Genomic DNA, 15,034 nt, shown 5'->3' on the forward strand with positions numbered 1-15,034 from the left:
GAATTCCTTCAGGTCGGGGCTCATCTTGTGGGTATGCTAACAGGCTTGCCGAACCTGCCCAGCCGACATTTTCGTGTGGTTTCTTACAAGACAGGGCACCACGTCGTTTTGTTGCCGCCCCGGCATCTTGGCGATTGTCCGAGCGCACGCCATACAGGGATGATGACCAAGGAAGCGACCTATCTCCCCATTGCCATGCGTCTGGACGATGCACGCGCACTCGTGATCGGGGGCGGGCAGGTGGCCGCCAACAAGCTGCGCCTTCTGCTGGGCCGATGCTCTGACATCGCGGTTCTGGGAAGGGTGGATGACCCCGAGATCGCACAGGCTGTCGCATCTGGACGGGTGACCCATCTTGGTGATTCCATCACTCTGGAGGCCTTGCCAGCGCTCCTGCCGGAGATGCGGCTGGTTTTTGCCGCGACCGATGATTTTGCGCTCAATCGGGCCATTGCCGCTGCGGCAAGAGAATGGCGCGTGGCGATCTGCGTGGTTGATGATCCTGATCCCTCGACCTTCATAACCCCTGCCATCATCGACCGGACGCCGGTCCAGATTGCGATATCGACCAATGGCGCGGCGCCGGTTCTGGCGCGTCGGCTGCGGATGCAGATCGAGGCGCTTCTGCCCGAGGGGCTGTCTCGTCTTTCCCGTTTCATGCAGGCCCAGCGTAACTGGATCAAACAGGCCCAGCCCGACACGCTCATCCGTCGTCGCGCCTGGGAGAACTTTGTCGATGGTCCCGGTGCCGAGCAGGCGTTGCGTGGTGAGGACGAGGCCGCACGGCGCAGCCTCGAGGACGCACTCAACGGCGTGCCCCGGCAGGGCGAGGTGTGGCTTGTGGGGGCCGGTCCCGGCGACCCGGATCTGCTGACGCTGGCGGCATTGCGTCTGATGTCAAACGCCGATTCCGTCCTGTACGATCAGCTTATTCCGCCTGCGATCATGGATCGCGTACGCCGCGATGCCGAGCGTGTTTTCGTCGGCAAGAAACGCAGCAAGCACAGTCTGCCACAGGATGGCATCAATGAAGAGCTGATCCGGCGCGCCAAAGCAGGCGAGCGTGTGCTGCGCCTGAAGGGGGGCGATCCCTTCATTTTCGGTCGTGGTGGTGAGGAAATGGAGGCGCTGGTCGATGCGGGCGTAACCGTTCGCGTCATACCTGGCATCACGGCGGCCAGTGGCTGCGGAGCCGCAGCGGGTATTCCTCTGACTCATCGCGACTGCGCCCAGAGCTGCGTTTTCGTGACAGGTCATGCGCGCGCGGACGGCACGCTCAATCTCGACTGGGCGAGCCTTGCGAAAAAAGGTCAGACGCTTGCCATCTATATGGGACTTGCGCCCATGGCCGATCTCTGCGCTCAGTTGATGGCTCATGGCCTGCCGCCCGACTGGCCTGCGGCGGTCATCGAGCATGGCACAAGGCATGACCAGCGCGTGCATGTCGCAACATTGGCCACCCTGCCTGCGTTGGTGATCGAACGACAGGTTGTCAGTCCTGCCTTGACCCTGGTGGGTGAGGTGGTCAATCACCGCCGCATAATTCACCATCAAGAAACGTGAAGTTCGTAGATTACCCATTGCACGACGCAGTCTGAGCCATTATGTCGGGCATATTGTCGCAATAAGCGATCAATTGATGTGGATTTATTCAGTCATGGCCCTGACCCAGACAGAACGGCAGATCCTCGAAAAGACCCCTGAAGACAGGCTGCTGGCACATGCCATGGAACTGCTTCACGGGCGCGTTGCGCTCGTCTCGTCTTTCGGTGCCGAATCTGCCCTGCTGCTGGCCATGATTGCCGAGATTGACGCCGATTTTCCGGTCTTTTTTTTGGAAACGCGCCGTCATTTTCCCGAAACGCTGGCCTATCGTGATAAGCTTGCGGGGTTTCTGGGCCTGACCAATTTGCGTTCGGTCGGGCCGAGCGACAAGGCGCTGCATGACCGTGACCCTCAGGACATGCTGGCCGATTTCGACCCCGACGCCTGCTGCGCCCTGCGCAAGGTCGAGCCGATGGACGCGGCTTTAAACGACTTCGATGCGTGGATTACCGGACGCAAACGCGGACAGGCTGCGACCCGCGCCGCCATGCCGGTATTCGAGCCGCTTGATGACGGGCGTGCCAAGATCAACCCTCTGGCTGCCTGGACTGGCGAGCGGATCGAGGCGGAAATGACCCGTCGTGCGCTGCCTCGCCATCCTTTGACCGCCCTCGGCTTTCGTTCCATCGGCTGTGCTCCATGCACGCGTGCCGTGGCGGAAGGCGAAGACCCGAGAGCCGGTCGCTGGGCCGGTCAGACCAAAACCGAATGCGGCATTCACCTGCCTGCGCGATAACGGAGCATAACATGAGTTTGGCGTCCCCCCGCGTCATGGACGATCTCGATCAGCTCGAGGCGCAGAGCATTTTCGTGCTGCGTGAAGCCTATCGCAAGCTTCGTCCGCTTTCGCTGCTCTGGTCTCTGGGCAAGGACAGCAATGTCATGGTCTGGCTGGCACGCAAGGCCTTTATGGGCCGCGTTCCCTTTCCGGTCATGCATGTCGATACCGGCAAGAAATTTCCCGAGATGTACGCCTTTCGTGAGGAATACACGAAGAAATGGAATCTCGACCTGATGCTGGGCGATTGCCCGCCGGTTGAGGAAATTGATCCCTCCCTGCCGCCCGCAGCGCGTTCTGCCGCCCGCAAGACGGCCGGTCTGGCGAGTCTGATCGAAAAGCACAAGCTGCGCGGCGTGATTGCCGGCATCCGCCGCGACGAGCAGGCAACGCGCGCCAAGGAGCGTGTGTTCAGTCCTCGCGGTGCGGGTCATCGCTGGGACGTACGCAACCAGCCTCCCGAATTCTGGGACCAGTATGCGACGCCTTATGAAGACGGCATGCATATTCGTGTGCATCCGCTGCTTTCCTGGCGTGAGATCGATATCTGGCGTTATATCGAGCGCGAGAACATTCCGCTGGTCGATCTGTATTTTGCCAAGAACGGCAAGCGCTACCGGTCGCTTGGCGATCAGGACATCACGAGCCCGATCGACAGCAATGCCTCGACCCTGGCCGAAGTCATTGCCGAGCTGGAAAACAGCAAGACCTCCGAGCGCGCCGGTCGCGCCATGGACCATGAATCCGAAGACGCTTTCGAGCGTCTGCGCGTTGCGGGCTATCTCTGAGCTATGGGCGATACCATGACCACCAACGACCTTCCCGCCTCGCTGCGGGCCGCCGCCACGCCGATCGTCATTGTCGGCCATGTCGATCACGGCAAGTCCACGCTGATCGGGCGTCTGCTTTACGACACAGACAGCCTGCAGGATGGCAAGCTCGCGCAGATTGTCGAGAGCAGCCGCAAGCGCGGTCTCGCTGTTGAATGGAGCTTCCTGCTCGACTCCCTTCAGATCGAACGCGATCAGGGTGTGACTGTCGATTCCACGCGTATTCCGTTCCATCTGGGCGGGCGTGAATTCGTGATTGTCGATGCGCCGGGCCACCGTCAGTTCCTGCGTAACATGATTACGGGTGCTGCCGATGCCGAGGCCGCCGTGCTGGTGGTCGATGCGCTCGAGGGCGCGCAGGAGCAGACGCGTCGTCACGCCATGCTGCTGCGCCTGATCGGTATTCGCCACGTCATCGTGTTGCTGAACAAGTCGGATCTGCTCGATTTCGATCAGGCGAAGATCGCCCAGGCCGAGATCGATGTGCGCGATCTGCTCGGTCGTCTCGAAATCACGGTCGAGGCTTTTGTTCCCGCTTCGGCACGCGATGGCGATAATATTGCCAGCCGCTCCGAGCGTGCGCCTTGGTACACGGGCCCGACCCTGGTTGAGGCTCTGGCAGCCGTCCCGGCGCCCGCGTCACGCCTTGCGCTGGATTTCCGTATGCCGGTGCAGGACGTCTATCGCTTCGACGATGTGCGCTATGTTGCCGGGCGTATCGAGCGCGGTGTGATCCGCGCTGGCGATCGCATCATGATCGGCTCGCAGGGGCAGCAGGCAACTGTCGCCGAAATCTGCCGCTGGCATGCCCCGGCAAATCCGGTAGCCGGGGCAGGTGAATCGATTGCCCTGCGTCTGGAGCCCGATCTGGTGCCGGATCGCGGCGATCTGCTTTTCCCGGCCCATGAGACCGGAAACGCTCCGATCCGTGCGGCCCGCATCCGCACGCGTCTGTTCTGGCTGCGCGGCGAGCCTTTGCGCGTGGGTGAGAGCTTTACCCTGCGACTGGCAACCGCTGAGCATGACGTCACTGTGGCCTCGATCGACGCCGTGGTGAACCTTGATGATCTGACGCTGTCAGCGGCAGACGAGGTGCCGCCGGACGGCTTTGCCGAAATCACGCTGGCAACGTCCCATGCCATTCTGTTCGACCCGTTCTCACCGGGTTACAGCGATGGTCGTGGTGTTCTGGTCGATCGCTTCCAGCGTATTGTCGGTGGTGCGCCGCTGCTTGGCGCGGCTGAACTGCCGGATGGCACGCACGCCATCCATCCTACGGCAAGCAAGGTGAGTGCAGGCGAGCGTCGTGCGTTGCATGGTCATGAAGGGGCTGTGTTCTGGCTAACCGGCTTGCCCGGTTCGGGCAAGAGCACCATCGCGCGGGCTGCCGAGGCCGAACTTGTGGCTCAGGGGCTGCGCACAACGGTTCTCGATGGCGATACGCTACGGGCGGGTCTGTGCAGCGATCTCGGCTTCTCGCCGGAAGATCGTCGCGAGAACATCCGTCGCGCCGCGCATGTCGCGCGCATTCTGGCCGAAAGCGGTCAGGTGGTGATCGTGGCGCTGGTGTCGCCTCTGGCTGAAGATCGCGCTCAGGCAGCGCAGATCATCGGGCAGGGCTTCCATGAAGTTCATGTGGATGCGGCTCTCGAACTATGCGAGCAGCGTGACCCCAAGGGGCTTTATGCGGCGGCACGGGCAGGAAAAATCCCGGAATTCACGGGTGTTTCTGCGCCTTACGAAGCGCCTGATGCGCCAGCACTTCGCCTGGCGACCGAAGACGAACTCAATGGCACGGTACTCGTTTTCCGTAACTTCGTTCAGGGCGTGGTGACACGCTAATTTCTGTCGGGTTGCGGTGCGATAATTCGTCGTATCGGAACCTGTCCGAATTTTTCTTCAGGGCCTGTTGAGGGCGTATTATTTCCCTTCGGCATATGAACCGCCAAAGGGGCAGGACCGTATCTGGCCGATCCCTGAATGGCCCTGCTTTCTCACAACAGTCTTCAGGGCGATCAACGAGGCACCCTTCGGTGGGCTCAGTCGTCCAGAATGGATGCGAACTGGGCGCCAACATGTCCGGCGGACGGAGCTGGGTGCTGTCGTGGTTCCGGGTGAGTGAGGAGCAGGGAGAGGATCGTCTCCGCCCTCAGTTTTTCAGTGGGTGTCGCAAAATCATAGGTGACTTCGCGGGATTCGCGTCTGGCAGCGATCATGCCTGCGCGTCTCAATTCGCCAAGTTGCTGTGACAGGGCCGGTTGGCCGATCGCTGTTCCCCGTTCGATCTCGGAAACCGAACGGGGCCCCTCGCAGAGACAGGAGAGGATCAGCAGGCGCTGAACCTGATTATAGAGGCGCAGGCGCTCGAGCAGAGGGGCAAGGCTTTCTCTGGCTTCGGGGGTCATGCCTCATCCTCCCTCAGGCGATAGAACCACAAGGGTGAATTCTGCTCGGACACGCTTTCGGTGGTCAGGGATGCCGGGTCAAAAACGGCCTGGCCCGGCTGCCAGCCTTCAGGGGTCAGAACGCCGCCCTTCGCGGTGTGCTGCAGGGCCTTGAGCGTGCGCAGTATCTCACTCACCGAGCGTCCTACCGAAAGCGGGTATGTCAGAATGGTCTGAACGATACCCTCCGGGTCGATAATGAAGGTCGAGCGGACCGTGCTGCTGTTTTCTGCGGTCTGGTCGAGCATGCCATAGGCACGGGCAATGGTCATTGAAGGGTCTTCAATGACGGGGAACCCGATCGTGACCTTCAGTTCTCTTCTGATCGCATCGAGCCATGCCAGATGCGAGGGCAGGCTATCGACCGAAAGCCCAAGCAACTGGCAGCCGAGCGCGTCGAAATCGCCCTGTGCCTGAGCGAAAGCCACGAACTCACTCGTGCAGACGGGAGTGAAATCGGCCGGATGAGAAAAAAGCACGATCCAGCGTCCGCGATAATCGCCCAGAGTCATCATGCCCTGCGTGGTGCGAGCACGAAAATTGGGGGCTTTCGATCCGAGTTGAGGGGGCAAGCTGGGCGACGCGTCCTGCACGAAATATCCTCACCTATCTTTAAGAAAGCGTTTCTTGACGCCATCACCTATCATAGTTACACAAACTACGAAATATCATATTCATGAAATATGAGATAACCAGGAGTGGCACCATGAATGACGTGCACATCGCCCATGCGACGCAGCTTGTAAAAGAGACGCATGAGGGCGCGCTGCCCCGGCCGGTCATCAAAAGCTTCTTTGATGAGCCGACCTATACAGCGTCACACGTGGTGTATGATCCCAAAACCAGAGAAGCTGCCATTATCGACAGCGTGCTCAATTACGATCCTGCTTCTGGTCGCACGTCCTGCGAGAGCGCACAGGCTGTTCTCGATTTCATTAAAAATGAAAATCTGACGATCGTCTGGCAGCTGGAGACCCATGCCCACGCCGATCACCTCTCAGCGGCGCCCTGGTTGCAGGAGCAGCTGGGCGGCAAGCTGGCCATTGGTGCCGAGATTACCCGTGTGCAGGAGGTCTTTGGCAAGATCTTCAACGCAGGTACGCGTTTCGCGCGGGATGGCTCACAGTTCGACCATCTTTTCAGGGATGGTGATCGTTTCATGATTGGTGAAATCGAGGCCATGGCCCTGCATGTGCCGGGGCACACGCCCGCCGATATGGCCTTCGTTATCGGTGATGCCGCGTTCATTGGGGATACGCTGTTCATGCCCGATTTTGGCACGGCGCGCGCCGACTTTCCCGGTGGTGACGCAAGGCAGCTTTATCGGTCGATCCGGCGCCTGTTGTCGCTTCCTGCCGAAACACGACTTTTTCTCTGTCACGACTACAAGGCACCGGGGCGCGATTTCTATGCGTGGGAAACCACGATCGGTGCCCAGCGCGAGAGCAATCTGCATGTGCATGACGGGGTGAGTGAAGACGAATTCGTCGAGATGCGCACGAAACGTGATGCGACATTGTCGCTGCCCAATCTCATCATGCCATCGGTCCAGATCAATATGCGCGGCGGGCGTCTGCCGGAACCCGAAGAGAACGGAACGCGCTACATCAAGATACCGCTCGACACGCTCTGAACGCTCAAGACCCTGGCAAACAAGACAGTCTGACAAGAGAAAGGCACGCTCATGTCCCTTCGTTTTCTTACAGCGCATTTCGCCGTATCGCCCCAGATCCGCGTCGAGGATCTGCCCGCCCTCAAGGAGCAGGGCTTTACCGCCATTATCTCGACCCGTCCTGATGGCGAAGAGAAAGACCAGCCGAGCGTTGCCGATCTCGGTGTCGCCGCCGAGAAATGCGGCCTGGCCTTTGCCTATATTCCTGTCCGCATGGGCGCCACGCCCGATGCGCACAGCGTGACGGTCATGCGTCGCACCCTGGCCGAGATGATCGGGCCGGATAATACGGGCAAGGTTCTGGCCTATTGCCGTTCGGGCCGTCGCGCATCCGATCTGTTCGAACTGGCTTCGGCGCAGACGGAAGAGCCCGCACCGAAGAGCCAGCGTTTCGATGTCGTGGTGGTAGGCGGCGGCGCGGGTGGTCTCGCCTGCGCGGCAAGCCTGCTGCGCAGGCGGCCCGAACTGCTGGTGGCCGTCATCGAACCTTCGACCGAGCATTATTATCAGCCTGGCTGGACGCTGGTCGGTGGCGGCGTGTTCACGGCAAGAGACACGCAGCGCTCTGAAGTGGGGCTGATTCCGGCACGGGCAAACTGGATCCGTCAGGCCGTGACAGGCTTCAAGCCCGAGCAGAACCGCGTCGAACTCGGCGATGGCAGCGAGATCCTTTATGACGCGATGATCGTCGCAACCGGCATCAAGCTTGACTGGGCGGCCATTCCCGGCCTGACCGAGACGCTGGGCAAGAATGGCGTCACGTCGAACTACCGCTACGATCTGGCTCCTTACACCTGGGAGTTGGTGAGCAAGCTCGAAGAAGGTACGGCGCTCTTTACCCAGCCACCCATGCCCATCAAATGCGCTGGCGCACCTCAGAAGGCGATGTATCTGGCCTGCGATGCGTGGCGTCGCAAAGGCGTGCTGGGTCGCGTTCAGGTCGCCTTCGACACGGCAACGCCCAGCCTGTTTGGCGTGGCTGATTTCGTGCCTGCTCTTATGAATTACATCAAGGGCTACAGCATCGACCTGACGCTCAAATCGCGTCTCGTCGCGGTCGATGGCGAGAAAAAGATCGCGACTTTCGAGCGCACGACCGACAAGGGCACAGAGCGCGTCGAGCGCAAATTCGATATGCTGCATGTGGTCCCGCCCCAGACCGCGCCCGATGTCATCAAATCTTCTCCTCTGGTCGGTCAGGATGGTTTTGTCTCCGTCCATCCCGATACGATGCAGCACACTGTCTTCCCGAATGTTTTCGCGGTGGGCGATGTGGCGGGCACGAGCAATGCCAAGACGGCAGCCGCCGCTCGCAAGCAGGCGCCAGTCGTGGTCGAAAACCTTATTGCACAGCTTTCGGGCCGCAAGCTCGATTATGCCTATGACGGCTATGGTGGCTGCCCGCTGACGGTCGAGCGCGGCAAGATCGTGCTCGCCGAGTTCGGCTATGGCGGCAAGCTGCTGCCTACCCTGCCGGGCTGGATACTGGACGGCAAGAAGCCCACGCGCCTGGCCTGGTTCCTCAAAGAAAAGATCATGCCGCGCCTTTACTGGGATTTCATGCTGCGCGGTCGTGAGCTGTTTGTGCGTCCTGCCAAGAAGCACGAAGGCTGATCCACACTCATGGTTGCGACCCCTTTTCTGCCTGCCCTTGCGTCAGGCAGCCTTGTCGGGCTGGTTCTGGGCCTGATTGGCGGGGGTGGCTCCATCCTCGCCGTACCGCTCCTGATTTACGCGGTAGGGGTGCGCAACCCGCATATCGCCATTGGCACGAGTGCCTTCGCTGTGGCGGTGAATGCGCTGGCCGGTCTGGTGAGCCACGCGAAGGAACATACCGTCAAATGGCGCTGCGCGGGGTTCTTCGCCCCAGCCGGTATGCTGGGTGCCGCGCTCGGGGCACAGCTTGGCAAGGCCGTCGATGGGCAGCGTCTGCTGTTGCTCTTTGCTGTCCTCATGGTTCTGGTTGGCGTGGCCATGATCAGGGGACGTCACGACGAGGGCATTCCAGGGGCGGCCTGCAATCGCGATAATGTCTGGAAGGTAGGGCTGTTCGGCCTTGGCACAGGCGGATTATCCGGTTTTTTCGGCATTGGTGGCGGATTTCTGATCGTACCCGCCCTCATGGCGGCCACGCATATGCCGGTGCTCAATGCGGTCGGGACTTCTCTGGTCGCGGTTGCCGCTTTTGGCGTCACGACAGCCATCAGCTATGCGCTGTCAGGCCTTGTCGACTGGCCGCTCGCCGGATGGTTCATCGCAGGGGGGATCATCGGCTCGCTGGCTGGCACGTCTCTGGCGCGCAGACTGGGCAAAGGCTCAGGGGCCACGTTGAAACTGGTTTTTGCGGGTCTCATTTTCGTCGTGGCGGGGTATATCGTCTTTCGGAACTTCTGAAAGTGAAACCCCATGAGCGCCCCTGACCAGAAACTGACCCAGGACGATATCCTTTCTGCCGTTGAAGGCCTTGTTGCCGCCGAACGCGATCTCATCGCGAATATGGCCAATATCTCTGCAGTGCTGTTCGAGGCGTTGCCGCGCATCAACTGGGCCGGTTTCTATCTGCACAAGGAAGGCGAACTGGTGCTTGGTCCCTTTCAGGGGCGCGTCGCGTGCACCCGTATTGCGATAGGGCGTGGCGTATGTGGCACCGCAGCTGCTGAGCGTCGCACCCAGCGTATAGACGATGTGCACAGCTTTCCGGGCCATATCGCCTGCGATGCGGCCTCTGCCTCCGAAATCGTCCTTCCCCTGATCCGTGACGGTGAACTCCTCGGCGTGCTCGATATCGACAGCCCCGACCCCGCCCGTTTTGGCCCTGAGGAAGAAGCCATGCTGACAAAGCTGGTGGGTCTTCTCCTCAACGCCTGAAGCTGCACGCTTAAGCAGGGAGCTGGCGTCCGGCGGCGCCAGATCTCCAGGTGGGAGCGGTATTATACCACTCCCGTTCTGTTACATCCTGCTTGCTCAGGACCAGCCGAGAGCCCGGATTGATCGGTAAGCTCACGCCGGGTCGGGCCTGCCCTGTCGAGGCAGACCGATCTGCAATGGCCGGTCGCTTTCTCACACGCGGGATAGAGCCGCGCGCTATTATTGCGCCTGCGCAAGGCTGCCGTACCCTCACATAAAGAGGGGGGACCATCAGGCCCTGTTTTTGCGCCAGACGATGATCGAGATAGGAAAGAAGAATCCTATGCCGTCATCGGTGTGAAAGGCCCCCATGCCGAGGCGATCTGTGCCGCTGGCGATGTCATCGGCGAAAAGGGCCTCAAGGCTGGCGCAATCTTCAGGGGCAACCTGATCGTTGAGTCGCGATTCCAGGCGATAGGCGTGGGTCAGGATCGGGACAAGCCCCGCCTTTGCGCCGAGGTCCAGAAGCTGCGCCTGTGTCAGGGCAGAGGTGTGGGACGGGTCTCGCAGTTTCTCAGCCTGATCATAGCCCTGCTGACATGCCGGGTCGGGGGTGGCGTCAATGACAATGAGGCGCCCATCGGGGCGGCAAACGCGCGCCATCTCGATCAGACAAGCCTGCGGATTCTGCATGTGATGAAAACTGTAGCGTGTGACGACCCTGTCGAACGCCCCTTCTTCAAAGGGCAGATCAAAAGCATTGCCGCAGTCGAAAGTCATGGAGAGCCCGCGCTGCGCGGCCAGCTGGCGCGCCTGATCGATCATGGCTGGGGTCAGGTCGAGACCCGTCACATCTGCGCCTTGTGCCGCCAGAGCGCATGAGACGATGCCCGGACCGCAGGCGACATCAAGCACGCGCATCCCGGGACTGACATCGCAGGCAGCGAGGGTCTGTGCCATGCTCGTGGCCTCGGCATGGAGAGGCAGGGCAGCGAAGTTGGCCGCCCAGCGCGTGAATTGCTCGACGATTCTGGTGTCATGCGAGGTCGACATCCTCATTCCTTTCCTGTTTCAGGCAGGATAGGAGGGGAGAGGCTGGCCGTCTGACGCGGTGCGGTCAAAAAAAGGCGGATATCGGCCAGATGAAGATCCTGACTGTCGAGGAAACACAGGCTGTCCTGAAAGAGAACCATCTCGATCAGGTGCGAGCTGTCGGGCTGGCGCGAAAGGAAGCGAGCGAGGCCCTGTTCTATGCCTGGCACGCGCACCCCACACATCAGATCCTGTTTGCCAGAAAAGGGACGACGCAGGTTGAGGGGGAGGCGGGCCGCCATCTTCTTCCGGCGGGACACGCCTTGTGGATTCCCGCGCAGATGCGTCACCGCACGATGATCCGTAATCTGGATGGTGTTTCGCTCTTTCTTGCCCCCGAGGAGGTGGAGACAGGTTGCCGGTCCATTCGAGCTTTTCCGGTATCGCCGCTGATTCAGGAAATGCTGTTTTACGCCCTCCGCTGGTCAGAGGGTGTCGGTGATCGCGAACCATTGACAAAGAGCTTTTTGCAGACACTCGTCCTGCTGCTGCAGGAGGCGATCCAGGCAGCCGGACAGCAGGACTTCGTGTTGCCAAAAGCACGGCATCCTTCGCTTCAGCGCGGTATGGACGCCGCCCTGCTGGACCCCGGTGCCGCCAGCCTGGCCATGGTGATGCGTGAAGCGGGGATGTCTGAGCGGAGCTTTCGACGGTATTTCGACAAGGAGACCGGTATGAACTGGCAGCAATGGATCACCCAGGCCCGGCTTTTTCACGCTGCTACGTCACTGGCCCAGGGAGAAAGCGTGACGCGGGTAGCTGCCGAGAGCGGCTATGCGTCCCAGAGCGCGTTTGCCAAGGCTTTCACGCGATTGCTCGGCTGCTCTCCGGCCCGTTTTCGCAGCCAGTCAGGCTAGAACTTGCTCCGTCACGGGTTAACGAGGGGCGACAGGCTTTCTGCGAGGCAGTCCCCCTCAAGCGCCTTATTTGCCGGTAGTGGGGATCGTGTTCTCATACCGATCCCAATGCGAGGCGAGTTCGCGCACCACTACGCTGCCAACCTGATAGGCCGCGTTGACTGATGGAATGAAGGCCGAATAGCCCTTTTCATTGGCTTCATCGGCAAGAAGCTGGGCTGCGGTCTGGCCCGGTGGCGGCATGTCGAAATTGCTCGACGTGCGAAGCACGAGGGCGCGCTCGGGATCGACGCGACCGGCTTTGGCCTGAAGGGCGAGCGCCTGACAGAAGGCAACATCTTCTTCGGCAGTCGTGGCCATGACGCCCTGATTATCGGTCCAGTAGCGCACCCAGCGTTCGGCCCAGCGATTCATGAGTTTGCCGACCCAGAAGGTTTCCCCCGAGATGGTGTCACCCATCATGACCGAGGGTGGCTTCTGGGCAGGAGCATAGCCGTGATAGCGGGCCCGGCTCTGCTTCATGCCGTCGCTGTCGGGCAGGGAGATTGCCTTCGTGAGGTCGAAGGCCCATTGGGTCAGGCCGGGGTTGAGGGTGTACGTCATGTCGCCCGAGAGCGAGTGAAGCGGTGGGCGGGGCGTCTCGTCCGGGCGGCTGCCCTGAACGGGGGTGAAGCCGTCGGGCCAGTCCCTGGGGATTTCACGCGGGTCGACCAGATGGGCGAGGCCACCATTGATGACGCGCGGTGCCCAGACGGCCGCGCCGATCGTGCCGAAATTGGGATCGATGCCGGCAATACCCGCAAGCACGAAATAGCTGTGACGCAGATCGAAACGCGGGTCGAGAATGAGCGCAGTCATGGCAGAGGCCATATGCTCAGGCCCTTCACCGCTGGCGATAGCCAGAACCTGCAGATCGGGGTTGTAATGCATGACGCCATGATCGGTGCCGGGTGCAGGCAGGGTCTGGGCGAGCGGAAATTTCTCGATCCAGTTCTGATATTCGCCCGGTGTGTCGCCTGTATCCTTGCCTATTTCGAAGGTCGTCACGACCACCACACGCACCGGAATCTTCGCTGTGGCCGGGGCGGTTTCGGCTGCCAGAACGAGGGCTGGAGCAGAAACGGCCGCGCCGGTGAAAGAGAGCGCGGTGAGGGCGAGAAGGCGTTTCATCATGGGAGACTTCACTGGAAGAGGGGGGCGTGGCTGATCGTGTTTTCGAAAGTCGCGAAATTCTGCTCGAGCTGAAGCTGCAGACGGGCCTTTTCGCTTTTCCTGAGGAAATCGGCGCAGGCAAAGCTCTGGGGGGCCTTGCAGAGCGTGGTGATATGATCACCGTCCCACAGGCTGGTGCCGGGAATGAAGGCATAGGTCAGGCTGTTGCGAGACAGGGTCTTGAGATCGGCATAGCTCAGACTCGTCGTCGAGAGGGCCCTGAGATAGTCGAGTGTCAGATTGCTGCGTGATACGCCCTCATCATCGGTCGAGAGCACGACAGGCACATGGGCGCGGCGGTAGAGGTTGAGGGGATGCGCGCTGCCGCTCACATCCAGAATTTCAGCATTGCTCGTCAGGTTGATTTCCACCGCGACGCGTCGCTCGGCCATTTCATTGAGCAGGCGGATGGGGTCTTTCTCCCAAAGGATATCGACGCCGTGGCCAATACGCTCTGCCCCCGCAATCTCGACCGCGTCGCGTATATGGCTTTGCAGCCCGCTCGCCGGGACAAGGGCGGGGGTGAGCTCGCCCGCATGCAGGCTCAACCGCACATCGGGATAGAGCGCGCCAAGCTTGGCGAACATCTGCATATGCAGGCTGTAATCCGCCATGGCGACAGCATTGTCTTCGGGGGCCACGAAATTCAGCCCGACGAAACGCTTGTCGTCATGGGCGAGCTGATAGCCCGCATCGAGCTGGGTAAAGACCTGCGCAGGCGTCATGGTGCGTATGGCCTGAAACAGATAGCGCACGGTCACGGCGCAGCCCGGATGGGCGGCGGGGGTGTCGCATTGCATGATGTCGCGCGCGTCATGCTCCATCTCGTCCGTGTCGTGGCGGGCTTCTGCGACAAGACGGGGGCGTTCTTCTGCAAGCGCTTCGTGAGCCGCCGCGAGGTCGAGATCACGCAGCGGATGCTGGTCTCCAGCCTTCACCATGGCGCCCAGTCCTGGGGAGATCATGAGCTCGAGATAGACAACATGATCGGCGGCGGCCTGGTCGCGCGCCTGCGCCAGCATGGCCCCCTGATGGGTTGCGAGAACCGGTGCGAAGCGTCCGAAAGTCGAGAAAAAGTGATCGTGTCCGGAGCGATCTGTGGCGGAAGGCACGAAGTCATGCATCGACAGGGAATCGATCATGACGGCGCGAGCCTCGTCATGCGCCTTGAGTTGGGCTGCCGGAATATCGCCCGGTGTGGCTAGGCGGCATTTGGTCGGAAGGATGCGCCCCTGCGACAATGACGCGCACAGACCATCTTCGCTGGCCCAGTCCAGAAAGCTCTCTGCCGGTATGGCGCCTGCAAGATGGTTATGCAGATCGCCCCCTTTCGGGAAGCTGCGCATGAACAGGGTCAGGCGTGTCGGATCGCTGCGGATATGATCGAAAACGCGCGCGGTCGCCTGAGCCTCGGGCGTTTCGGCCTGGGCAGACAGGATCGGGAAAGCGACGAGAAGAGCGGGTAAAAAGCGGGGCACCATGTCGCGGAACGTGACGAAACCCGGTCGCTTTTGCAAGCATCCCTGCGGGGATATGGATGCTTTTTACAAGTATTTCCTGTTTGCGCCGCAACGGGTTGACGAACCATGCCGTGGCGGGTCGAAAAGGCAGGCCCAGCCTCCCGTAAGAAGTCAGGGCGCTGCCTGATCCTGAGGCGTTGCGGCGCGACGATGATCGCTGCTGCCGACAACGCCTCG

At 60.9% G+C, this 15,034-nt stretch carries 14 protein-coding genes; 9 read left to right on the plus strand and 5 right to left on the minus strand.

Annotation, left to right across the window (positions count from 1 at the left end):
* Positions 1-159: 159 nt before the first annotated feature.
* The 4 genes from cysG (at position 160) to cysC (ending at position 5,055) form a co-directional block, all read left to right on the plus strand.
* Positions 160-1,563 carry a siroheme synthase CysG gene (gene cysG / locus AAID99_RS00800; RefSeq protein ID WP_371869803.1) on the plus strand — a complete coding sequence of 468 codons (1,404 nt, stop codon included), beginning with the start codon at positions 160-162 and terminating at the stop codon, positions 1,561-1,563.
* Between the two features lie 94 nt (positions 1,564-1,657).
* Entirely contained in the window at positions 1,658-2,341 is a 684-nt protein-coding gene (locus AAID99_RS00805) for a phosphoadenylyl-sulfate reductase (RefSeq protein WP_188425363.1), read from the plus strand.
* A 35-nt stretch (positions 2,342-2,376) separates the two neighbouring features.
* Positions 2,377-3,171 carry a sulfate adenylyltransferase subunit CysD gene (cysD, locus tag AAID99_RS00810; RefSeq protein ID WP_188425364.1) on the plus strand — a complete coding sequence of 265 codons (795 nt, stop codon included), beginning with the start codon at positions 2,377-2,379 and terminating at the stop codon, positions 3,169-3,171.
* Between the two features lie 3 nt (positions 3,172-3,174).
* Complete coding sequence (cysC, locus tag AAID99_RS00815) at positions 3,175-5,055, plus strand: adenylyl-sulfate kinase (protein WP_498492782.1); 1,881 nt, start codon at positions 3,175-3,177, stop codon at positions 5,053-5,055.
* Positions 5,056-5,252: 197 nt separating this feature from the next.
* Here the strand turns inward: cysC and AAID99_RS00820 are convergent, their stop codons facing one another.
* Entirely contained in the window at positions 5,253-5,618 is a 366-nt protein-coding gene (locus AAID99_RS00820) for an ArsR/SmtB family transcription factor (RefSeq protein ID WP_188424700.1), read from the minus strand.
* Positions 5,615-6,250 carry a peroxiredoxin gene (locus AAID99_RS00825; RefSeq protein ID WP_498492784.1) on the minus strand — a complete coding sequence of 212 codons (636 nt, stop codon included), beginning with the start codon at positions 6,248-6,250 and terminating at the stop codon, positions 5,615-5,617. Before AAID99_RS00825 ends, AAID99_RS00820 begins: the two co-directional genes overlap by 4 nt.
* 113 nt (positions 6,251-6,363) lie before the next feature.
* Here AAID99_RS00825 and AAID99_RS00830 point away from each other — a divergent pair, with 113 nt between their 5' ends.
* The 4 genes from AAID99_RS00830 to AAID99_RS00845 are packed head-to-tail and all read left to right on the plus strand — an operon-like array spanning position 6,364 to position 10,197.
* The gene (locus AAID99_RS00830) at positions 6,364-7,290 is read left to right on the plus strand and encodes an MBL fold metallo-hydrolase (protein WP_188424704.1); all 927 of its coding nucleotides are present in this window, start codon (positions 6,364-6,366) and stop codon (positions 7,288-7,290) included.
* A gap of 51 nt (positions 7,291-7,341) precedes the next feature.
* Positions 7,342-8,943: a bifunctional protein tyrosine phosphatase family protein/NAD(P)/FAD-dependent oxidoreductase gene (locus AAID99_RS00835; RefSeq protein ID WP_498492786.1), complete on the plus strand. Its 1,602-nt coding sequence runs from the start codon at positions 7,342-7,344 to the stop codon at positions 8,941-8,943.
* A 9-nt stretch (positions 8,944-8,952) separates the two neighbouring features.
* Positions 8,953-9,723 carry a sulfite exporter TauE/SafE family protein gene (locus AAID99_RS00840; protein ID WP_188424708.1) on the plus strand — a complete coding sequence of 257 codons (771 nt, stop codon included), beginning with the start codon at positions 8,953-8,955 and terminating at the stop codon, positions 9,721-9,723.
* A gap of 12 nt (positions 9,724-9,735) precedes the next feature.
* Positions 9,736-10,197 carry a free L-methionine (R)-S-oxide reductase MsrC gene (locus AAID99_RS00845; RefSeq protein ID WP_188424710.1) on the plus strand — a complete coding sequence of 154 codons (462 nt, stop codon included), beginning with the start codon at positions 9,736-9,738 and terminating at the stop codon, positions 10,195-10,197.
* 270 nt (positions 10,198-10,467) lie between these two features.
* Here AAID99_RS00845 and AAID99_RS00850 read toward each other — a convergent pair whose 3' ends face one another.
* Positions 10,468-11,229: a class I SAM-dependent methyltransferase gene (locus AAID99_RS00850; protein ID WP_498492789.1), complete on the minus strand. Its 762-nt coding sequence runs from the start codon at positions 11,227-11,229 to the stop codon at positions 10,468-10,470.
* Positions 11,230-11,318: 89 nt separating this feature from the next.
* On the opposite strand from AAID99_RS00850, the gene AAID99_RS00855 reads away from it, so the two are divergent.
* Complete coding sequence (locus AAID99_RS00855; RefSeq protein ID WP_498492791.1) at positions 11,319-12,125, plus strand: helix-turn-helix transcriptional regulator; 807 nt, start codon at positions 11,319-11,321, stop codon at positions 12,123-12,125.
* A 66-nt stretch (positions 12,126-12,191) separates the two neighbouring features.
* On the opposite strand, the gene AAID99_RS00860 is transcribed toward AAID99_RS00855, so the two are convergent.
* Both AAID99_RS00860 and AAID99_RS00865 read right to left on the minus strand, forming a co-directional pair.
* The gene (locus tag AAID99_RS00860) at positions 12,192-13,298 is read right to left on the minus strand and encodes a purine nucleoside permease (RefSeq protein WP_371869804.1); all 1,107 of its coding nucleotides are present in this window, start codon (positions 13,296-13,298) and stop codon (positions 12,192-12,194) included.
* An 8-nt stretch (positions 13,299-13,306) separates the two neighbouring features.
* The gene (locus AAID99_RS00865) at positions 13,307-14,854 is read right to left on the minus strand and encodes an adenosine deaminase family protein (RefSeq protein ID WP_229719464.1); all 1,548 of its coding nucleotides are present in this window, start codon (positions 14,852-14,854) and stop codon (positions 13,307-13,309) included.
* Positions 14,855-15,034: the final 180 nt, after the last annotated feature.

The sequence above is a fragment of the Asaia sp. Ae19-3 genome, assembly GCF_059801175.1.

Coding starts and splice junctions, on each gene's coding strand:
- cysG (WP_371869803.1), top strand. CDS start 160: ATGATGACCAAGGAAGCGACCTATCTCCCCATTGCCATGCGTCTGGAC.
- AAID99_RS00845 (WP_188424710.1), top strand. CDS start 9,736: ATGAGCGCCCCTGACCAGAAACTGACCCAGGACGATATCCTTTCTGCC.
- AAID99_RS00820 (WP_188424700.1), bottom strand. CDS start 5,618: ATGACCCCCGAAGCCAGAGAAAGCCTTGCCCCTCTGCTCGAGCGCCTG.
- AAID99_RS00855 (WP_498492791.1), top strand. CDS start 11,319: ATGAAGATCCTGACTGTCGAGGAAACACAGGCTGTCCTGAAAGAGAAC.
- AAID99_RS00860 (WP_371869804.1), bottom strand. CDS start 13,298: ATGATGAAACGCCTTCTCGCCCTCACCGCGCTCTCTTTCACCGGCGCG.
- AAID99_RS00840 (WP_188424708.1), top strand. CDS start 8,953: ATGGTTGCGACCCCTTTTCTGCCTGCCCTTGCGTCAGGCAGCCTTGTC.
- AAID99_RS00850 (WP_498492789.1), bottom strand. CDS start 11,229: ATGTCGACCTCGCATGACACCAGAATCGTCGAGCAATTCACGCGCTGG.
- cysD (WP_188425364.1), top strand. CDS start 2,377: ATGGACGATCTCGATCAGCTCGAGGCGCAGAGCATTTTCGTGCTGCGT.
- AAID99_RS00830 (WP_188424704.1), top strand. CDS start 6,364: ATGAATGACGTGCACATCGCCCATGCGACGCAGCTTGTAAAAGAGACG.
- AAID99_RS00805 (WP_188425363.1), top strand. CDS start 1,658: ATGGCCCTGACCCAGACAGAACGGCAGATCCTCGAAAAGACCCCTGAA.
- AAID99_RS00835 (WP_498492786.1), top strand. CDS start 7,342: ATGTCCCTTCGTTTTCTTACAGCGCATTTCGCCGTATCGCCCCAGATC.
- cysC (WP_498492782.1), top strand. CDS start 3,175: ATGGGCGATACCATGACCACCAACGACCTTCCCGCCTCGCTGCGGGCC.